The 20,866-nt window shown below is 43.9% G+C and carries 22 protein-coding genes; 10 read left to right on the plus strand and 12 right to left on the minus strand.

All coding sequences use genetic code 11. The features are described from left to right. The first annotated feature begins 15 nt into the window (after nt 1–15). Complete coding sequence (gene msrB, locus BGK61_RS06880) at nt 16–444, plus strand: peptide-methionine (R)-S-oxide reductase MsrB (RefSeq protein WP_014998708.1); 429 nt, start codon at nt 16–18, stop codon at nt 442–444. Nucleotides 445–616: 172 nt separating this feature from the next. Here the strand turns inward: msrB and BGK61_RS06885 are convergent, their stop codons facing one another. After that, nucleotides 617–1,501 (minus strand): DUF2989 domain-containing protein, encoded by an 885-nt coding sequence (locus BGK61_RS06885; protein WP_049587600.1) that lies wholly within the window; start codon nt 1,499–1,501, stop codon nt 617–619. A gap of 192 nt (nt 1,502–1,693) precedes the next feature. Here BGK61_RS06885 and BGK61_RS06890 point away from each other — a divergent pair, with 192 nt between their 5' ends. The 7 genes from BGK61_RS06890 (at nt 1,694) to BGK61_RS06920 (ending at nt 10,264) form a co-directional block, all read left to right on the plus strand. Continuing rightward, nucleotides 1,694–3,139 (plus strand): glyceraldehyde-3-phosphate dehydrogenase, encoded by a 1,446-nt coding sequence (locus BGK61_RS06890; protein ID WP_039216557.1) that lies wholly within the window; start codon nt 1,694–1,696, stop codon nt 3,137–3,139. Between the two features lie 168 nt (nt 3,140–3,307). Beyond that, complete coding sequence (locus BGK61_RS06895; protein WP_076012832.1) at nt 3,308–4,447, plus strand: M14 family metallopeptidase; 1,140 nt, start codon at nt 3,308–3,310, stop codon at nt 4,445–4,447. Between the two features lie 109 nt (nt 4,448–4,556). After that, nucleotides 4,557–6,215: an alanine/glycine:cation symporter family protein gene (locus BGK61_RS06900; RefSeq protein ID WP_014998704.1), complete on the plus strand. Its 1,659-nt coding sequence runs from the start codon at nt 4,557–4,559 to the stop codon at nt 6,213–6,215. Nucleotides 6,216–6,480: 265 nt separating this feature from the next. Continuing rightward, nucleotides 6,481–6,807, plus strand: coding sequence for a zinc ribbon domain-containing protein (locus BGK61_RS06905; RefSeq protein ID WP_014949837.1), 327 nt, complete (start codon nt 6,481–6,483; stop codon nt 6,805–6,807). Further along, the gene (locus BGK61_RS06910) at nt 6,808–7,101 is read left to right on the plus strand and encodes a YeaC family protein (RefSeq protein ID WP_014998703.1); all 294 of its coding nucleotides are present in this window, start codon (nt 6,808–6,810) and stop codon (nt 7,099–7,101) included. Next, nucleotides 7,091–10,033 carry a DUF349 domain-containing protein gene (locus BGK61_RS06915; protein WP_076026036.1) on the plus strand — a complete coding sequence of 981 codons (2,943 nt, stop codon included), beginning with the start codon at nt 7,091–7,093 and terminating at the stop codon, nt 10,031–10,033. The genes BGK61_RS06910 and BGK61_RS06915 overlap by 11 nt, the downstream gene beginning before the upstream one ends. 12 nt (nt 10,034–10,045) lie before the next feature. Beyond that, entirely contained in the window at nt 10,046–10,264 is a 219-nt protein-coding gene (locus BGK61_RS06920) for a hypothetical protein (protein ID WP_014998701.1), read from the plus strand. A gap of 85 nt (nt 10,265–10,349) precedes the next feature. Here BGK61_RS06920 and BGK61_RS06925 read toward each other — a convergent pair whose 3' ends face one another. Both BGK61_RS06925 and BGK61_RS06930 read right to left on the minus strand, forming a co-directional pair. Further along, entirely contained in the window at nt 10,350–10,544 is a 195-nt protein-coding gene (locus BGK61_RS06925; RefSeq protein ID WP_014949833.1) for a hypothetical protein, read from the minus strand. A 38-nt stretch (nt 10,545–10,582) separates the two neighbouring features. Then, nucleotides 10,583–10,759: a DUF1328 domain-containing protein gene (locus tag BGK61_RS06930; protein WP_014949832.1), complete on the minus strand. Its 177-nt coding sequence runs from the start codon at nt 10,757–10,759 to the stop codon at nt 10,583–10,585. A 370-nt stretch (nt 10,760–11,129) separates the two neighbouring features. Here BGK61_RS06930 and BGK61_RS06935 point away from each other — a divergent pair, with 370 nt between their 5' ends. Next, complete coding sequence (locus BGK61_RS06935; protein WP_014998700.1) at nt 11,130–12,086, plus strand: GlxA family transcriptional regulator; 957 nt, start codon at nt 11,130–11,132, stop codon at nt 12,084–12,086. 31 nt (nt 12,087–12,117) lie between these two features. Here BGK61_RS06935 and BGK61_RS06940 read toward each other — a convergent pair whose 3' ends face one another. The 9 genes from BGK61_RS06940 to BGK61_RS06980 form a co-directional block, all read right to left on the minus strand. Then, nucleotides 12,118–12,696 carry a CC0125/CC1285 family lipoprotein gene (locus BGK61_RS06940; RefSeq protein WP_076011919.1) on the minus strand — a complete coding sequence of 193 codons (579 nt, stop codon included), beginning with the start codon at nt 12,694–12,696 and terminating at the stop codon, nt 12,118–12,120. Between the two features lie 24 nt (nt 12,697–12,720). Continuing rightward, nucleotides 12,721–12,978, minus strand: a complete 258-nt coding sequence (locus BGK61_RS06945; protein WP_076011920.1) for a hypothetical protein — start codon at nt 12,976–12,978, stop codon at nt 12,721–12,723. A 54-nt stretch (nt 12,979–13,032) separates the two neighbouring features. Continuing rightward, nucleotides 13,033–13,557, minus strand: coding sequence for a hypothetical protein (locus BGK61_RS06950; protein WP_014998697.1), 525 nt, complete (start codon nt 13,555–13,557; stop codon nt 13,033–13,035). 4 nt (nt 13,558–13,561) lie between these two features. Then, entirely contained in the window at nt 13,562–13,891 is a 330-nt protein-coding gene (locus tag BGK61_RS06955) for a hypothetical protein (protein ID WP_014998696.1), read from the minus strand. A gap of 228 nt (nt 13,892–14,119) precedes the next feature. Then, nucleotides 14,120–16,198, minus strand: coding sequence for a response regulator (locus tag BGK61_RS06960; RefSeq protein WP_076011921.1), 2,079 nt, complete (start codon nt 16,196–16,198; stop codon nt 14,120–14,122). Between the two features lie 89 nt (nt 16,199–16,287). Further along, on the minus strand, nt 16,288–16,740 hold the full coding sequence (locus tag BGK61_RS06965; protein ID WP_014998694.1) for a response regulator: 453 nt from the start codon (nt 16,738–16,740) through the stop codon (nt 16,288–16,290). Continuing rightward, a complete protein-coding gene (locus BGK61_RS06970; protein ID WP_076011922.1) occupies nt 16,730–18,244 on the minus strand; it encodes a sensor histidine kinase in 1,515 nt (504 codons plus the stop codon). The genes BGK61_RS06965 and BGK61_RS06970 overlap by 11 nt, the downstream gene beginning before the upstream one ends. Nucleotides 18,245–18,248: 4 nt before the next feature. Beyond that, nucleotides 18,249–18,473, minus strand: coding sequence for a hypothetical protein (locus BGK61_RS06975; RefSeq protein ID WP_014998692.1), 225 nt, complete (start codon nt 18,471–18,473; stop codon nt 18,249–18,251). Nucleotides 18,474–18,487: 14 nt separating this feature from the next. Further along, complete coding sequence (locus BGK61_RS06980) at nt 18,488–19,819, minus strand: sigma-54-dependent transcriptional regulator (protein WP_014998691.1); 1,332 nt, start codon at nt 19,817–19,819, stop codon at nt 18,488–18,490. Between the two features lie 439 nt (nt 19,820–20,258). On the opposite strand from BGK61_RS06980, the gene BGK61_RS06985 reads away from it, so the two are divergent. After that, entirely contained in the window at nt 20,259–20,864 is a 606-nt protein-coding gene (locus BGK61_RS06985) for an exopolysaccharide biosynthesis protein (RefSeq protein WP_014998690.1), read from the plus strand. The last annotated feature ends 2 nt before the right edge of the window (nt 20,865–20,866 follow it).

Raw genomic sequence — 20,866 nt, forward strand, 5'->3', positions numbered from 1 at the left:
TTTAAGAGGTAAGTTATGTCGACAGATAAAAATACAAACTCATCAACTAACGAAAAAGACTGGAAAACCGAGCTTAATGACGAGGAATACTATGTATGCCGCGAAGCAGGGACTGAGCGGCCTTTCACCGGTGTATTGCTAGACGAACAGCGAGATGGTTTGTACGTGTGCAAATGCTGTGAGGCGCCACTTTTCCCATCTGATACCAAATTTGATGCCGGGTGCGGGTGGCCCTCTTTTTATAAACAGCTCGACGACGGCAACGTCGACTATAGAGAAGATTTGACCCACGGCATGCGCAGGGTAGAGATATTTTGTAAACAGTGTGGTTCGCATTTAGGTCACGTTTTTCCCGACGGCCCGGCACCAACGGGTCAGCGATACTGCGTTAATTCGTTATCAATGACGTTTATAGGTGAAGACAACGCTAAAGTTAGAGGCTAAAGCGTTATGTGAACATTATGTCAAACCCTCAGCAGTTTAAGACTAAGGTAAACATCTGATTAAAATTTAACCTTACTGAGGCAGCTTAGTTACTTCACGGAAAAAAACCGCCCATAAACGGCGGTTTTTTTAATTATTTACCAATGAAATTGTGTAATTGAGTTTCAAAAAATCAGAGCTTGTTTAGTTTTAACGAATCCGCGTCAAAGGTCGCGCTATTCAAGCTACTGACTATTTCATCGACAATATTGTCTAGAATGTCTACCGGAAGGGCATAGCGTTGTCCAAGCTGAACACGCTGAGTGTCGTTAAGTCTCTCATCAAAGGCTTCAGCCACACCATACCAAACATAAGCAAGACGATAATTATCGACATCCAGTCCCATGGACGCGAGCGAATAGAAGATGCTGACATCAATATCGTCGCTATCCGTATATAAACTTAGCGCGCGATATAAGGTTTCGATAGTGCGCTTCTGATCTGTTTTGATTTGAACGGATGCCAATGCGACCAACAATTTAGGGTCGCTTACTCGGTTGCTGGCAGCGTAGCGCTCAAAGCGATGAAAAGCCTCTTTGTCGTTATAACGTGTCCAGTGGTAGTACGAGAGATAAGGGTCAAGGGAGTCTTTTGTTTCGCGGCTTAAGCGCTTAATTTCACGCTGAGCAGTAATGACGCCTTTTAATCTCGTCGCTTCTTTACCTTTGCGTTTAACGTGTTCGATGTGCTGCACTTCTTCAACACAGGTTAAATATTCTTCGAAGTTTAGCAGGAGAGGGTACTTATAAGCGTCGTCTTTTGAGTCTTGGTTGTAGTAACGCAGGCGAATAATCTCAGCACGCTCGCCGCGACAACGGGCATCCAAACTCAAATCTAGGCAAATCTCGCTGTGAGTTTCACAAATTTCACTGATAGTTGGTTCAAACAGATCGCCACAACCAGTGAGACTAGCTGATACTAACAGCCACAGCGTTGCTATACGGCCTTTTGTTGGAAACTTACTAAATAAACTCTCTGATGTAGGGGTTTTCATAGAGGTTTTGAAACTTATCAACAATTTGGTCATCCTTGCTTGTTTATTTAAGATACTGCTCGTCACCGTCAGGCGAAAACTCACCTAGTGTACCCTAAAAATAATAAAAAGCTGACGCGTAATTAGGATTTGTTGAAAGCAATTGTGCCAGTTAATAAGTGGTCGCGCTTGCAACAACGACAACACCGTTAAATTAATATCGATGAAGGCAGAAGCATGAATCAACAGTTTGAGCAGGAATTACAGAGCAGCTGGCAAGAGCGTCAGGAATACGCAGAAATGATGTTGCCCCTTATTGGTAAATTGTACCGCAATAAGGCAGTTGAAATTTCAGTTTATGGACGCTCGCTACTGAACGCCAGTGCTATTGATGTTATTAAAGCGCACCGCAAAGTGCGTCTGCACGAAGGTATTAAGCTACGTCTACGCGAAAGCTTTCCAATTTTAGAAGCCCTGAGCAACATGAAGCTTGCTCCGGCTCAAATTGATATTGGGAAATTAGCTTTTGATTTTCACTACGGTTCTGCGGTCGACAACAACGACCTTACGGCCTACCTTAACGAAAAACTAAACGACGTTGCCGACAAAGAGGACGATCAGAAACCTCAGGACGTTGTACTATATGGTTTTGGCCGTATAGGTCGTTTACTTGCTCGCTTACTTATTGAGCGTCAAGGTAAAAACAACAAGCTTCGCTTACGTGCCGTAGTGGTTCGTGGCGGGCGCGATGGCGACCTAGAAAAGCGCGCAAGCTTACTGCGCCGCGATTCAGTGCATGGGCCGTTCAACGGCAGCATCACAGTTGATCACGAACGTAACGCGCTAAAAGCAAACGGTTCGTACATTCAAGTCATTTATGCCAACAGCCCAGATGAAGTGGATTACACTCAATATGGTATCGATAACGCCATCATCGTTGATAACACAGGTATTTGGCGTGACCGCGATGGCCTTGGTCTTCACCTTAAAGCTAAAGGTGCAGCGAAAGCTATTCTTACTGCGCCAGGTAAAGGTGATATTAAGAACATCGTACACGGTGTAAACGACGAAGAAGTAACACCTGAAGATACTATCGTGTCTGCAGCAAGCTGTACCACTAACGCGATAACGCCAGTGCTAAAAGCGCTAGACGAGGAATATGGAATCGAAAACGGTCACGTTGAAACCGTTCACTCTTACACCAACGACCAAAACCTTATTGATAACTATCACAAAGGTGACCGTCGTGGACGCAGTGCACCACTTAATATGGTTATTACCGAAACGGGCGCAGCGAAGGCGGTTGCTAAGGCGTACCCGAAATTAGCGGGTAAACTTACCGGTAACGCTATTCGCGTGCCTACGCCTAACGTATCGCTAGCGATTTTGAATCTAAACCTTAAAACGTCAGTGGACCGCATTGCAGTTAACGAGTTCTTGCGCGATACCGCGTTATTCTCGAAACTTCAGCACCAAATTGACTACACGGCAAGTAAAGAGATTGTGTCTACAGACTTAGTTGGCTCTCGCGCGGCGTCTGTGATTGACTCTCAGGCAACTATCGCTGCAGACAACCGCTTGACGCTGTATGTGTGGTACGACAATGAGTTTGGTTATAGCTGTCAGGTGCTACGCGTAGTTCGTGACATGGCAGGACTAAGCTTCCCTACGTTGCCGCTGTAAGCAACACGCATAACAAGAAGCTGTACAAAAAACCGACCTAAGTGGTCGGTTTTTTGATGGTGTAAACATTTTGTATACTTTCGATAGTACAAAACCCGCTGAGTGCGTGGAATTTGTGTTTACGTCTATGCTAAATTAGCGCTCAAATAATGAGGAAAACGACAGTCTATGCATATTTCCAGTCAATTCGACAGCGGTAACATTGAAGTAGTTAGCGCACAATCACCTGACGATATTCGTCTAGCCATCCCTAATGACAACCAATCTGAATTTGCACAGTGGTTCCATTTCCGTTTAGTAGGCGAAACTTTTGTTACGCACACAATGACGATTGGTAACTTGGCAAAATCAGCGTATCCAGAAGGTTGGAAGGGATATAACGTTTTAGCGTCTTACGACCGTCAAACATGGTTTAGAATTCCTAGCGAATTTGACGGTGACAACCTTACGTTTTCACTAACACTAGAGCAGCCTAGCGTTTACTTTGCGTATTTCATTCCCTACAGCTATGAACGTCATCTCGATCTTGTACACGACGCGCAAATGTCATTACTGTGCGAGCATAGATTTTTAGGCCTTACTTTGGATGGCCGTGATATGTCTATGCTGGTTATAGGTGAAGAAACACCAGAAAAGAAAAAAGTATGGATCACGGCACGTCAACATCCTGGTGAAACTATGGCTGAGTGGTGTGCCGAAGGTATTATTTATCGTCTACTTGACGAGCAAGATGGCTTGGCGCGACAGTTGCTTGATAACGCCGTATTTTACATCGTACCGAATATGAACCCAGACGGCAGCGCACGCGGTCATCTGCGTACTAACGCTGTAGGCACCAATCTTAACCGCGAATGGGGGACACCATCGAAAGAAAAAAGCCCAGAAGTACTTTACGTACTTAACGCAATGAGCGAAATTGGTGTAGACATGTATCTTGATTTGCACGGTGATGAGGCATTGCCGTACAACTTTGTAGCAGGAAGTGAAGGTAACCCTAGCTATAATGACACTATCAAAATGCTTGAAAACACCTTTAAAGATGCGTTATTAAATGCGACGCCTGAATTCCAAGACGAGTTTGGCTACGACAAAGACGAGCCGGGCAAGGCTAACCTTACCGTGGCGTCAAATGCGGTAGGCGAGAAGTTCAAATGTATGGCATACACCGTAGAAATGCCGTTTAAAGATAACGCTGATGTGCCAGACGACATTTATGGTTGGTCGGTACAACGCAGCCGTCAGTTAGGTGAAGATTTGCTAATTGGTGTTAATGCGGTTGTTAAGAAGCTGAAAGCATCAGAGCAATAAAATAAGAATCAGGAAGTGAAAACTTCCGCATAAAAGGCCTCGACAAAAAGAGGCCTTTTAATTATTAAAATAAAACAACAATTAAACATAATAAAAAAGGGGAATAACGTTGGAAGGGTTATATGGTTTTCTGACAATGCTCGATGGTTTCTTAGGGGGCGCGTTCTGGTTTCCTTATGTACTGTTAGGCGTCGGTCTTTTCTTCACGATTTATCTTAAATTTCCGCAAATTCGTTTTTTTAAGCACGCTTGGCAGGTTGTTACCGGTAAGTTTGATAAAGAGAGCGATCCCGGCGACACCACGCACTTTCGAGCGCTAACTACCGCACTGTCTGGTACTGTTGGTACAGGTAACATCTCGGGCGTTGCTTTCGCTATTTTCCTTGGTGGTCCTGCTGCACTGTTTTGGATGTGGGTGACGGCTTTCTTAGGTATGACGACTAAGTTTGTTGAGGTTACCCTATCGCATAAATACCGTGTGAAAACTGAAGACGGCACCATGGCCGGTGGCCCCATGTATTACATGGACCGTCGCCTAAACATGAAGTGGTTAGCGGTTGCATTTGCTGTTGCAACGGTAGTCAGTTCATTTGGTACAGGGAACCTTCCTCAAAGTAACGGTATTGCGCAAAGTATTGAAGCCACTTTTGGTTTCGAACCGTGGATAGTAGGCAGTGTACTGGGTATTCTTCTTGCCCTGGTCATTCTTGGTGGTATCCAACGCATTGCAGCGTTTACAGCGCGTGTTGTTCCTGTGATGGCAGTTATCTATCTTATCGGTGCGCTTGCCGTTATCTTTGCTAATTTAGACAACATTGGCCCATCGTTTTCTGCTGTTATCGGTGATGCATTTACAGGTTCAGCTGCTGCAGGTGGTTTCTTGGGGGCTTCGTTAGCTTATGCATTTAACCGTGGCGTTAACCGCGGCCTGTTTTCAAACGAAGCGGGTCAAGGTTCTGCACCTATCGCTCACGCTGCAGCAAAAACTAAAGAGCCTGCGTCAGAAGGTATGGTGTCACTGCTTGAACCTTTCATCGACACTATTCTAATCTGTACCGTTACTGGTTTAGTTATTTTGTCGTCTGGCGTGTGGAAAGAAAAACATGAAAATGTCTTCGATCGTTCAGACATGTACTTTGTTGCAGGTCAATACGACGATTCGAACCAAGACGATGTAAACAAGCTATACGGTTACCTCAATGAAATTGAAGGTAACAATGTACAGCCGTACACTGGCTCTATTACCGTTGTTAACGGCACGGCTGTGAGCGATGGTTTTACTCTGCTTAACGCTAGGTCTGTAGCAGAAGACGTGAAGTATGCGGTAGGCAGTGAAGACTTGTTCACCGGTACGCTTAAAATTGTCGACGGAAAGCCTGTTAAAGAGAATCTTGAAGTAAGCGGTAAGTCGCTGGTTCACTCAGCTGCGCTCACCACTATTGCCTTCACTCGTGGTTTCTTTGGCGACTTTGGTCAATATATCGTGTCGATTGGCCTTATGCTGTTTGCGTTCTCAACCGCCATCGCCTGGTCTTATTATGGTGACCGCGCTATGACATACCTGTTTGGACCTCGTTCGGTAATGCCGTATCGCGTTATCTACGTAGCAGGGTTTGTTTGGGCGGCATTCTCTGACACCACGTTAGTTTGGGCACTTTCTGCCGTGGCTATCGTAGTAATGACCTTGCCAAACCTGTTCGGTATCATGTTGCTTTGTAAAGAGATGAAAGAAACGGTTAACGACTACTGGTCTAGACATAAAAATTAAGGTGATAGTGCCTACAGCATTGCCCCTTCTTGAGTTTCACTGAAGGGAAATGCAACTTGGCTATAAGGTAAAAATGCGTAGCGGTGAACTTTGTATAAAAGTTAACACCCTGCGCATTTTTGTTTTATGGCGATAGGGTTAATCCACAGAATCGACTTCATTGTTGTGATGAACTTAAGTATGATACCCGTCCGCGTATAAATGCTCACTCGTTCAATGGCGTGTTGTGCATTTCCATTTCGCACCCAATAAATAGGAGCAACATATGGCATTAGTTGACTGTCCTTCATGTAATAAGAAAACGTCTGACAAAGCGAAGACGTGTCCTCACTGCGACTTTAAAATCGGTGATGCGACTTCTGAAGATATTGAACGCAAACAAAGCTTACAAAGATTTAAAAAGTTAGCCAGTATCCAGAACCAATCCCTTCTTGCTATGCTGATATTCGTTGCGAGTTTTGGCTTCATGTATTGGGGCGGAACACGCCCAGGTGATTTGCAACATAATTTAGCTATTTTGGGCGCAGTGGTTGGCTTTGTTTGGTACTTAGTAAACCGCGCGCGTATTGTTTACATAAAGCGTTTTTCCTAAATGAATATAGAAGCACTTTTAGCCAGCATGACGCCGGAGATTTACGAGCGTCTGCGTCAGGCTGTTGAAACAGGTAAGTGGCCAGATGGCACGCCTTTAAACGAAGAGCAAAAAGCAAGCAGTATGCAGGCTGTTATGCTGTATCAAGCAAAAATAGAAAAGTCCTCTGAGCATATGACAGTAGGCGAGAGCGGCGAAATTGTACATAAAAGCAAAGCCGACTTTAAACGCTCGTTACGCGATGAGCAGGATGATAAAAATACAATAGCGCGGTTTAAACAGGATGATATTTAGTCGTATATTTGCGCCTTCACACCAAAGCCCAAAGCCTGAAAAACGGATGCAGGCAATCGAGAGTCTTTCTCCCGACAAGGCACAGGAAAAAACAATTCTTCACGAACTGGCATTTAATGATGAAGATGCAAATGTCAGTTTAGCAGCACTCGAAAAGCTAAATAGCTTTGTACTGTGGCTTAAAATGTCACAAATTGCCAAGCAATCTCGCGTTAAAAAAGCGGCGGAGAAAAAGGTAAACGCCGCCTTATTGGGAGAGGGTGATGTCACGCTTTCTCGTCAAGAGGTATTCTCTTTTTTAACTGAAACCGCTAACGCTGACCTAGTGGTACAGCTAGTTCCGCAAATGTTGAAAAAAGAGCCTACACTTTTACACGATGATGCCCTAGCTAACGCGCTAATCGAAAAAGTAGCGAAGCCATCTTTTACTCAGTTTGTCTTTTTGGAGGGCGCGAGTACCCAGCTGCAAACCCAGCTAATAAACGCCCATTCAGACGTATCAGATTTACATAAACTTGCTAAGAAAGTGTCAGATGATGCGCTTACAACGCAAATTAATGCACGTATTGACGCTATCAAAGAAGCAGCTAAGCGCCCAGTGGAGCTTAAAAAACAGCTCACTCTGGGACTTTCAAAATATCAGGCTTTGCTCGACAAGTCAGATGTAGAAACCATTGATGAAAAGCGCAATGAGCTTGAGGCCGAATTAACCGGGCTGTTTGCTCAAATTGACTTACTCACTTCAGAAGAACAAGCTGAATATGAAGAAAAGCGCGCCCGTATAGGTGAGCAGCTTGAGCGATACTTAAGCCGTATCCGCCCGGCATGGGAAGAAAAGCAACAAGCGTCGCAACGTGCCAATACTAAAGCCTTGTGCGAGCAGCAGTTAACACACGCCAAAGACCAGGTTTCCTGGCTGTACAACAACCGGCTTTGTGAAGCTACGCTTGCTGACGTTGCAACGGTTAATGAAAGCGTTCGCGGTGTTGAAGCCACCCTTGAGCAGCTAGCCCGTTTAGATGATGAGTCAGCCACTGATAAACGAATTACACAGATTAAACGCTCTGTTGACGAGCTAAACGAACAGCTTGATCGCTTCTCTATGCAGCAGCAATACGGTCAAAAGCTACTAATTAAACTTCAGTTGCTTGAGGATATTGCCACAAAGATTGTAGGGATAAGTGATAGCGAATCGAAAGAGAGTACTCGTGATGTAAGCACTGAAGAAGCTAGCGCATCGGCTGAAGATTCGAGTCAAATAAACGGTGGCGAAGAAGCACAAAATAGCAGCGTAGTGGATCTTAAAGCGGAATTTGATGAAGCGCGTCAAGCATACAAGGCGCTCAGCCGCGAAATCGATGCTGTGCCAAAGGCACTGTCTAAGCGATTTAATGCCGCCACAAGTAGTGTAAATGCCAAAGAACGAGCGCAGAAATCCAAGGAAAATGAGCAAGTTAAGTACGTTAGGAAGCACATTAGTGTCATCGACAACTTAATTGCTCAGGGTAAGTTTCGCGTTGCAATATCTAAGTTTACGAAGCTTCAGGAAAGTTATTCTGCGCTGCCAGATTCAGCGAAAAAGTATGTGGAAAAGCGCTTTGAAAAAACGGCTGGTGATGTGTCGCGCCTAGAAGGCTGGCAAGATTATCTTGCGGCGCCGCGTAAACCAGCGCTTGTGGAAGAAGCAATTGCGCTGGCAAATGCCGATGTCGATAACATAAAGCAGAGAAGTGAAGCTATTAAGTACCTGCGCAAGCAATGGTTATCATTAACGCCTTCATCGTCTAATGGTGAAGAAAGCAGCGAAGATAAGTTGTTACAACAGCAATTCGATGATGCCCTTGAAAAAGCGTTTGAACCTTGTAGAGCTCATTATGCAAAGCTAGACGAACAACGCGCTGCTGCGCGTGAACAGCGCATGTCGGTTATCGCTACGGTCAAGGCAATGGACATTAACATGCCCGAAGCCGAGTTAGTGAAGGTATTCGATAGAGCGTCTAAGCAGTGGCACAGTGCAGGTCAGGTAGAACGCGAAATATATGAACAACTGAAGCAAGAATGGAAGGCGGTTTCATCGCCAATTCAGGCTAAAGTGAATCAATGGCAAAGCGATAATCAAGCACAAAAACGTGAGCTAGTTGCTCAGGCTCAGCAGCTTTCGGTAGAAGAAGATGTAACTGAAGCTGCCGACAAAGCGCAGCAGTTGCAGAGCCAATGGAAACAAATTGGCCACGCAGGTAAACGTGAAGAGAGTAAGTTGTGGGCTCAGTTTAAAGCTGCAAACGACAACGTATTTGAGCGTTTAAAAGCCGAACGGAAAGTACAGAACAATGCGTTTAATGCGTTAGTAGATTCGCTACTTAAGCAAGTAGAAGCTGTTGACATTAACAGCGATGATACCGCGTTCAGTCAATCAATAGGTGACATACGTGCTAAGTTAACCGACTTGCCAAAAGCGCAGCGGACAAAAGTTGAAAGAAACATTGATGCTCTTGAAAGCAAGCGCGTTGCGCAAGCTAAAAGTGCACAATCGCAAGCGCGATTAGCACGGGCTCAGGCACTTATTTCGCTACTACAGCTTAGTGTGGGCGAAGGCAGTGGCGATGAGCAGGCTTTGGCGGAAACGCTAGGGAAGCGCTGGGCAAGTGTACTAGGTCAGTCTAACGGCAGCGCAGCGGGACAACATGACAGACAATGGTTAACGGTAGCATTAGAAGTAGCAACAGGTATGCCTAGCCCAGAAGCAGATGCTTCTACACGCTCTAGCGTACAGCTACAGATGATGACCGCTAAACTGGAAAAAGGCGAAGCGGCAACGGCTTCAGACATTCTTGCGGACTGGTTGTCGTACGACTCGATAAGCGAAGCCGACAATCACCTGCTTCAACGGGTTGTTGCGGTCATCGATGCTCACCCTGAAATTGTTGCTTAAACGGAAACCTAAATGGAAAACAGTGTTGAGTTTCAATTTGAAACAGAAATGTCTGCGTATCGGTTTTTAAATACCGTTAAGCATATTGATGCTGAAGGGCTACGAGTGAAGTTTGGGCGTACTGATCATCACGTAAGCGTAAAATACCGTTATAGCCTAGGTGAGTTTGATTCGACGCTATCTACACTTGACGATCTTGCCCGTGAGTTAGGTGGTGAGGAAGTGTCTTAGCTAACGTGAAAAAGCTAACCAATTCAGCGATATATACAAAAAAGGGCCAGACAATTGTCTGACCCTTTTTTTAATAAAAACGTGATTAACAGTCTTTATCTTCAGCGTCTACGCCTTCTTTCACATCTTCACAAGCGTCTTCAACGGCATTACCTGCATCGGTAACGATCTCGTCTAGTTCTTCGCCTGCGTCTTCCGCTTCACCGTCACCACAAGCTGCTAGTGATAGTGCAAATGCTGATGCTACTAGTACCTTTGATAAGTTTTTAAATGAAAACATATCCTTACTCCTTTTTCCTATTAAAATACTTCTAAATCTTAGGCCCTTGGTGCTCTACCACGTAACGCATTAGCGATAAGTGAAATTACTAGCAACGCGATAAACACAAAGAAAAGAAACTGTGCTATACCTGTTGCTGCACCTGCGATGCCTCCAAAACCAAAAACTGCTGCAATAATGGCGATGATAAAAAATGTGATTGCCCAACCTAACATAACTAAATCCTCGTATTGCTTCCGTTACTTTCATAATTACTAATGCTAGCTTCATGCCTAGTTTTTAAGATATTGATTTAAATGGTTAAATTTTAATTTTGACGAGATTTTTAAAGTATATCTGTTAGTAGTTAAGGTCACGATTACACGAACTTATGCATTTTTTACATGATTTATTGTTCAATATTTACCGGTGAAAACAGTCCAATCTCGCTGAAAGAGAAATCTCTGTCGGCACCTTTTATCAATAGCGAAAAATTAAGGGCAGGGAGCTGTATTAGGATGTCAGTTTTGGGTGCGTGAATGTCATATCTGTCACTTTGCTAAATGTGTATTATTGTTCCACTACTTTAATAATTTCAGGTGTGCCGTGGTGAAACTTATTTGTTTGCTTGCATATGAAGGAATGGAACTGCTGGACTTTGCGGGGCCTCAATCCGCTTTTTATGAAGCTCAGCAAGCGATGGAGGATAGCTATCAACTGAAGGTTGTTGGATTCGATGAAAATGCTGTCCGATGTGAAGCAGGCCTTCTCATCACCCCCGCAATATCATTAAGTGAAATAACCGCGTGCCACACATTAATTGTACCAGGAGGAAAGGGAGCAAGAAGCTCAACAGTAACATCTACGCAGTTAGAAGGTCTAAAGCAGTTAATGTCGCGCTCAGAGCGAGTTGCATCCATATGCACAGGCGCGTACTTGCTTGCACGAGCGGGGTTACCCCAAAATACTAAAGTCGCAACGCACTGGGCATTTGTTAATCATTTGCAGCAAGAATACCCTTTGCTCAATATCGAGCGGGAAAAGCTATTTGTAGATGATGACAAATATTGGTCTTCTGCAGGGGTCACATCAGGAATAGATTTAACGCTACGTCTGATAGAATTAGATTATGGTGCTACGTTAGCGCATCATGTTGCAAAGCATTTAGTGGTTTACTCAAAACGTTCTGGAAACCAAAAGCAATTTTCTGATGTACTGAGTATTCAGAAACCCAGCTCCGATCGAATGGCTATCATTACTCAATGGATTGGCGAGCATATTGATGAAGTCATTACCGTTCAGCGTTTATCTGAGTTGGTGCATGTAAGCGAGAGACAGTGTCATCGGCTCTTTTTAAAAGAAACGAATATGACACCAGCACAATATGTAGAAAAATATAGAATGCAGATAGCCAGTGACCTCTTGGCTACTACGCAACGAGAATTGAAATCTATTGCACTAGTTGTTGGTTTTGAAACTTATAACGGGTTTGCACGTGCATTTGAAAGGTGCTTTTCAGTAACGCCATCAGCGTACCGAAAAGCATTTTTACTAACTAGTTAACTATCTCGAAATTTCAGGAAGGGAATTAGCTTTAGTTTCCATTTTTAGGTTCTAAAGGCTCCGACAAGACTTCAGTTACAGTAAAGGCATTTTTACCCAAACTCGCTTTATCATTCGCCATTTTGACGTCTATCGTGAAGTAAATATCATTTATCTGTGTTTTCACCACGTCATTCGAGCTGGGCACCGCCATAGGTTGGGCAACTTCATCACAGCCAGACATTGTGCATTGCCTGTCTGTTTGAAATGCAACGGGCTCGTCATTTTTCGCCACAACTTCTCTTGCCAAAATGGGCTTTTTATCTACATTTGTTTTCACAATTGCTAAATAATTAAAGCCTTGCTTTTGAGCAATTTCCGCTGCGCGATAAAGCGCATACTGCTGAACCTTGTCGGCGGGTGTTTTGTCAGTCGCCTTAAATAGAACCTTGTATTCACTTTCAGAAATTTTTTCGCTGGAGTAGCCATACGCCGCTTTAGTGCTTGCGGATTTATAAGGCGTTGGGGTTGCGACAGGGGTCGATGAACAACCTACCATGGCAAGGCTTAATACCGTACCAACACAGGCTATTAGATTACGGCTTTTTTTTATGTTGCTTTTGTTGTTCATCTCACATATTCCTTAGTACTGTGATCACTGAAACAAGGACAATAACGCAGTTCTACCTAGTGCCGTTAAAGCTTGGTTGCGTTTTGCTTTGGGCTTCGCATCTACCGCGCCTTTATACGCTCCAAGAGCGGCAAGGCCAATTAACGTTTCGGGTTTACCCATCATCAGCTTACATTGCCTCTTTGCTTGTGTAAGTGCAACATCTGCATGATGTTTTTGCGAAAAATAAGCATGTTCTTTATGGGCGATGTCGCGCATATTGGCTTTCAAAAAGATGTTCATTGCTTTTACCTCACGGTTGTTCAACGGTCCGCATAGCGCCACTAAGCTTGTTTTCTACCCGAAAACTCGTCGCCACGTTTGAATGAGTCTGCTAAAGCTCAAATAATTAAAAGCATTTTGTGCAAGCCTGAATAAAGCATAGGCAGCGGTGCTGTTTAAAACCAGTAGTACTAGCGGAACAACGACGTAGTGAACGCCTATGTTATGAAGTATGGCGCCGATAGCGATGTTTAAAATAAGCCAGCATACGGTGCCCACTGCAAATGCCGCTAAACAGGCGAAAACAGTTACGAAGAAGCTCTTTTTAATGAGCATTAGCTCACTATTGGTTAGCTCTAAAAATGCCAATCCTTGTTCTTTTCGTTGTGCAAACGCATTTTTAAACGCTGATAAAATATCTGAAAAAGACGGATCAGGATAATTTTGCTTCGTGGACTCATTAGAGGTTGTTGATGTGGTGCGAGAATCTTCTTCATCTACTTTAAAATGAAGATTCGCCTGCGCCGCTGGGGGCGTCAGGCGAAAGGGATTTTCTGAACACAAATCAAAGTTTGCTTTTCGAAAATCTGGCGTGGTCATCGTATTACTTCTTGCGTAATAGTGATGTTACCAGCATACCAGCAGCAAATGCGATACCTGCAGCTGCTACTGGGTTCTCAATAGCATACTTGCGTACTTTTGATGCTTGCCACTTCTGCTGTGCTAGACGCTTTCTCGCTGACATATTTTCTGCAGACGACGATGCAGTGCGGCGGATGTTTTCCTCTGCAATACCTGCGCTATCTGCCAATTTGTCTACCGATGCGTGAAGAGATTCTTTCAGTTGGTCCGTTACTGGGTGACTCGGCTCAGCCACGCCGTTAGTACTGTTACTCTTAACTGTTTGCGGTTTTGCTGAAGCTTGTGTAGCCATAATACTCTCCTTAATATTTTGGGTTCAAATATAAAGGTGCAACTGGTGTACCAAACTATTAAGTGTATGATTTTTATTGTTTAATTTTTTTTTAAGATAGAAGGGAGAAGATAATGTCTGCAAGTCTCACACACTGTTCGTGCATTCTTATGTAATATTTTCTTGGTCGGTACAGCTAGCTGCTTAACTTATAAAGTTTTAAAGCGTAAGCAGCTACATAAATGTTTTTTACCCCACAACTGATGCTAAGTCATCCTTAGTAACAGGCTTAAGCAACGCGCTATTTATTCCTATTGATGACATTGCCTCGGTGTCGGCTTCATGGCCGCTTACAATGGTAAGCATGGCTTGCGGTAGTTTTTGTTTCAGTTCGCTCGCAAGGTCATAGCCATCATAATCTGGTAGGGTGAGATCCATCAAAATGTGGTCAAAGCTCTGTTCTTCGGCCGCCTGCAGTGCATCAGCGCCACAGTACTGAGTAGTAACAGTGTGTCCCAAGTGGGAAAGAAACAATTGAAGCAACTCCGCTGCATCTTCGTCATCTTCTATGACAAGTATGTGCTTATTAATGGGTCGCGCATCGCCATTTTCAGATGTTGAGCCCTGTTGCTTTACTTGTGCAAGCTCAGTTGGCGACTGTGGTAAAGTATTGTCTTCAGGCGCGTAAGGTTTATCCATCGGCATATCAGCTATCTGCGCTTCCACATTAGTGAAGGTTACGTGATTGCCAGGAGGCAGATATTGCGAGAGTAGGTTGGCCAGTGCGAAACGGTCGATGGGTTTTCCTATCACATCATTGAACCCTTCACGAATTAACGATTCTCTTAGCCCTTTACGGCTGGCTGCTGTAACCGCAATCACTGGAATATCCTGCCCATGTCTTCGTATGGCGTGAAGTGCTTCTATACCATTCATTACAGGCATATGGATGTCCATTAAAACAAGGTCAAAGGGTTGATTATGTTCATCTGCCTGTAACACTGCCTCAAGGGCCTTCACACCATTTTCAGCGTAGCTGATATCTGCTTGAGATTGACTTACAAGGTGTCCGGTAAGTCGTCTAATTTCACGTAAATCATCAACAATCAATACGCGCCCAGTTACGTTTAAACTCATGCTGCTGGATTCAACAGGTTGAATCTGGCCAAGTTCAAGCTCGACTCTAGGCTGTGATTTAATATCGCCGGGGTTGATATCAAAAGTAAATATACTGCCTTCACCCAAGCGAGACGTTACGTTAATGTCGCCGCCTAACTTAGTTACCAGCTCTTTACAAATTGCAAGCCCTAATCCCGCTCCACCATGGTTAGCGCGCATCACATCTTCAATCTGCTCAAAGGGCTGAAATATATTAACGAGTTTATCTGGCGGCATGCCTATGCCAGTGTCTTCTACAGAAAACCTCAGTAATGAATGCGCCGAATCATTTGAGTCGGACTCGTCCAAGGTAATGGTAAGCGTAATACTTCCCTTGTCCGTAAATTTCACGGCATTGGAAATAAGGTTCAATAAGACCTGGCGTAGACGCGTAGGATCGGTATGAATAAACTCAGGTATTTTAGTGTTTGAAACAACGTGCAGGCTTAATCCCTTGTCCTTGGCGTTTAAGCGCATTAACGAGTGAATGTCAGTCAAAAATGCGCTTAGGTTAACTTCTTTGATGTTCAGTTCTAGCTTTTCAGCCATAATCCGAGACATATCTAATAAGTCATTAAGAAGGCTTAACAGATGCTTTCCGTTAGAGTGAATAATAGATAGCTCTTGTTGGAAAGGGCTGTTTCTTGCGTCGTCGATAAGCAGTTCTGTGTAGCCAAGAATAGAGGTGAGGGGAGTGCGAAGTTCGTGACCTAAATGGGCGAGAAATTTATCTTTTGCTTTGTTTTTCTGCTCAACTTTACTTCGTTCAATTCGCTCGTTTTCTATATCCCGACGAACCATTGCGTAGCGAATGGTACGCATAAACCGCGGCGATTCTATTTCTGATTTTTGCAAGTAGTCAGCCGCACCAGCTCGCATCACCATTTCATCAACGGTGGCGTCAGACTGGCCAGTAAGAATTACCACAGGTAAGTTGAACTGATTAGATTTTAAAACGCCCAATACATCAATCGCATTTTCTGCACCAAGCAGATAATCTAGTAAGCATAAATCGAAACTTTGCTTTTTCAGTGCGTCTACCGCATCTATGCTGTTTGTCACCCACGTTAATTCAAACGTAGGTGACTCACATAGCGCTAGATAATCAGAGGTTAAAAAGTAATCATCTTCATCATCCTCTACCAACAGAACTTTTATAATCTCTGACATCTAGTACCTCTTTTACCGATGCGGTATTTTTAGAATCTCGATTGAGTAACAATTTTGGTCTGTCACCAATTTAACTAACCTTTAATTGTTTACTCGTGTGGTAGTTCCACGAACTCTATCCAGTAACGACCGAGTGCGCGCATTAGTTCAACTAAACCTTCAAAGTTTACAGGTTTAGTAATGTAAGATGCGCAACCTAGATCATAACCGCGAAGCATATCTTCTTCTTCTTTCGATGTTGTTAGAATTACAACGGGAATACTGCGTAATTTAGGGTCGTTTTTTAGCTCTTGCAGCGCTTCTCTGCCGTCTTTTCGCGGCATATTCAAATCCAACAAGATTAGGCTTGGTCGAGGTGCAGACGCAGGGTCTGTATATTTACCTTCATGTCGAAGAAACTCTAATAACTCTACGCCGTCTTCAACGCAAAAAAGATTGTTTAAAACACGGCTCTCTTTTAGCGCATCAACGGTTAACAAACGATCATCTTCATCATCGTCTGCCATAAGTATATTGATGGGTTGAGATTGTTTACGCGTCATTGTGTGTTTCTCCGTTATTGTTGCTCGAACCAAATGGTTCGCTGTCTTTAGGCATTATTATCGAGAACGTGGCCCCTTTACCCGGGGCGCTAGTTGCGGTTATTTGTCCGTTGTGTCGCTCTACAATTCGACGACAAACGGCAAGTCCTATTCCTGTACCCTTGTATTCACTTCTACCGTGCAATCGTTGAAAAGGGGCAAATATTTTTTCAGCAAAAGATTGATCAAATCCTATGCCATTGTCTGAAACGGTTATTTTTGTCCATTCGTATTCTTCGGAAAGTAGCAAATCTTTCGTTTCTTCTTCTGTCGCATCCTGTGCAGACACATTCACGACAGGTGTCACCCCCTCACTTTGGAACTTCAACGCGTTAGAAAGAAGATTCAAAAATACTTGTTCCAATTGAGACTTGTCACCGCGAACCGTGGGTAAATCGCCAACGTTAATTTGCGCTGACTTTTCGGCAATGGCAATTTCTAAGTCGCCCAGTATGCTTTCTACCGCTGTCTTAAGGTTAACGTCGTCAAAATCTTTACCTCGTGTGGAAACGCGAGAGAAGGCGAGAAGATCAGAAATCAACATCGACATTCTCTCTGCAGCATTCAGCATGCGCGCGAGATAGTCCTTGCCACGTTCGTCTATCACATCGTTGTAGCCCGACTCCAAACGGTTGCCAAATGCGCGTATTTTCCTGAGGGGTTCTTGAAGATCGTGTGACGCAACAAATGCAAAATCTTCTAATTCTCGGTTACTTCTTGCTAATTCATCTGAGTAAACACTCAGCTCTTGTGTTCTATCAGCAATCCGAGATTCTAAGTCCTCATTGACCGATTCAAGGTCTGCCTGATATTTCTCGTGTTCACGAGAATTGATTTTCAACAACAAGAACACAGTGATGATAAGTAACAGCGTGGTTGCCGAAGAAATGATCAACGTATTAACGGAGTCTCGCCTTAGGCTCATTAAGTTGGCTAAATGAGTGCCCTGCATATCTCGTTCTGAGCCGTCAATCTCTCTGAATATCCTTTCAAACTGCTTGTACAGGTTTATACCTTTGTCGCTATTAACTAAAATAACAGCTTGTTGCTCATTGCCAGCCTTATAAAGTTCAACACCTTCAATTACTTCGTTGACTTTCTCTTTGGTTAAGGCCAGAAGCTTTTCAATGCGAGCCGACTGTTCTTCAATGTCTGAAGAAAAAGAACTGACTTCAACTTCATCCATTAACTCGCCTATTACACTTAGGGTTTCGGTGTAGTCAGTGAGATATTCCTCGTCGCCGGTAAGCATATAGCCGCGTTGACCTGATTCAACGCGAAGTACAGCAACATGAAGGCGATTAACCGCATTGATGACACGGTTAGTAGTAAAGAGTCGCGCTTCTAGTGCAGAAAGGTCATTTAGCGTACTTACTACGTAGAATGAATTGGCGGTAATAACCACGATGACCAGTACAACTAAAATTATCCAACTATAAAGCGAAGACAATACTTTAGTAATCATTTACTTAATCCGTAACACTGCCACTCAATTCTGATGTCATATCAGCAAGAGTATGGCTGCAGTCTTTAGCACTGCTTATTATTTTATCCAGCGCAGCCAGCGCCTTTTCAGGTGCAACGTCGCCATTTAAGGCCATCTTTACTAGCTCTGCTTGCATAGAAATTCGGTTTAGCGGCTTGCGCGCGTCGTGCACATAAACACTTAGCCGAGAAAATTCTTCGCTAGTCATATCGAATACCTCTTCTACTCGTCTTTACTTAAATCACCATACGCGTGAAGGCGGTTGTATAGCGTTTTCGTACTAATACCCAGCATCTCAGCGGCAGTTGTTTTGTTACCGTTAACTTTTTCCAACGTGGCATAAATAAGTTCTTTTTCCACGTCTTCAATGGTTCGACCCGCTTGCAGAGCAGGCGTGGTGCTCTGTTTCTGCGCAAAAGGTGATTCTATGGTTTTTGGTAACTCAATTTCTGATTTTTCTGGGTCGCTCATAATGGCTGCGCGATGCACGAAGTGTCTTAACTCACGTACGTTCCCAGGCCAATCGTATGCTTGTAATGTATCTAATTGGCTTTCTTCCCACTTGAACTTAGAGCCGTTATCTTTGTTGAACTCAGCAATAAATGTCTTTGCTAGCAAAGGAATATCTTCCTTTCTTTCACGCAGGGGAGGGATGGTGATAGGAAAGACCGCAAGCCTGAAATAAATGTCTTCGCGCAGCACTTTGCTTTGTGCAATCTCTTCCATAGTTCTGTTAGTAGCAGAGACTACGCGACAGCTAACAGGAATTGTCTTTGTTCCGCCAACACGGATAACTACTTTGTTTTCCAAAACGCGTAAGAGATTAGGCTGCATATCAATAGGCATCTCTGTGATTTCATCTAAGAAAAGCGTACCGCCTTGCGCCTGTTCGAATACACCTTCTTTACGTCCCACAGCGCCGGTAAATGCGCCTTTCTCGTGACCGAACAGTTCACTGCCTATAAGTTCTTTTGAAAAGGCACCACAGTTAGTCGCAATGTAAGGACCTTCACTTTCTGAAGCGCGGTGAATGGCTGCGGCTACCACCTCTTTACCTACACCACTTTCACCAAGAAGCATCACGTTCGCGCTGGTTTTGCTAACGCGAGAGATAAGTTTGTACAGCTCCTTCATCACTGGTGATTCACCAATGAGTAAGTCAAAATGCTTTTCAATCTTTTCTTCCGCTGGAGCCTTTTCCTTGGGTTTTTGACTTAAAACAGCTTCGATTTCTTCCCGTTGGATTGGCTTAACGAGATAATCAACAGTAGGACCACACAAACCCTTAATCACACTTTTTACCGAAGGGTGACCTGTTATCAATGTCACACGAGGGCGCTTAGGAAGTGCGTCTAACTCGTTGAATAAGTGCGCACCGCTTCCGTCTGGTAACATAAAATCAAGCAAAACGTGGTCAAAGGTTTCTTTCTCTAACCAATCGCGGGCTTCTTTGAGTGTGGCAGCGGTAAGTACTTCGTGGCCAAGAAATTCGATGATAGTACATGCGACTTCTGTAAATTCGGCGTCGTCATCAACTAAAAGTACGGTAAGCACGTGGATGTCCCTCTCTTTCGTTTCCTATTCAGAAAAAATTTGGAATAGAATCAATGTTATAGTTTTATCATACGCTATCAATCATGAAATGCTAAAGCGTTAGTTCATAGGTAGATACATTTAATATCTTAAAAAATATGACAGCATTAGTTGCAAGAAAAATTCTACATCACATTTTTGTAAAATTTTTACAGTTGCCTTCATTTTTTCGGCAAATTTTACTCTACATATCAGGTGCATCTGCAAAAAGCGTACCTGTCTTCTGAAATAGGGGATAGGAGGCTGATGGCATATTTTTCGCACATTTTTCTTTGTATGTAGCTTCTAGGAAACAAGAGTGATGCAACGACGTTGATATCATTTTCGACTAAAAATTAGGCGCGGAGGCTGGCTGAAAAGATAGACGTTCACGCTAAAGGTGACATCAAAGGAATTGAAAATGTGGGGAAAAACAGCTGAAAGATCAATGACCTTATATGAGCTGCTAGGGAAAATGCAGCCAAGGGCGAGACAAGACGTATTCGAGTTTGCCGAATTTTGGGATGTGATGGAGAAACGAGGATTCGGTCCGATGTTGGCGCTCCCATCTTTTATCGCTTGTACCCCCATTGGTGCGATACCTGGTATCCCTTCCTTAGCGGGTGGGACGATTTTACTCATTGCATTGCAAATTTTACTTGGTCGCAGGCACCCTTGGTTGCCGCAAAAAGTCATGGAGTTACAATGCGATGCAGATCAGCTTCGCTATATGGTCGAAAAAGTGAAGCCTTATGCAGTAAGAGTAGATCGTTTTTTAGTGCCTCGCTGCTTTTTTATGCGGCAGCCTGTATTTCGCTCGCTTATTGCATTGTGCTGTGTGGGATGTGGCTTCGTCATGGTTCCTCTTGAACTGATCCCTTTTATGGGGCTCATCCCAGCCTTTGCAGTATTTATCATGGCAATAGGAATGGCCACGGATGATGGTGCTGTCGCGCTGGTAGGTGTTTCAATCTCGCTCTTTGGCTTTATTCTTGGATTTGAACGAATAGCGGCAGCCCTTGGTTAACT

The sequence above is a fragment of the Alteromonas abrolhosensis genome, from assembly GCF_001953635.1.
Taxonomy (GTDB): Bacteria; Pseudomonadota; Gammaproteobacteria; order Enterobacterales; family Alteromonadaceae; genus Alteromonas; species Alteromonas abrolhosensis.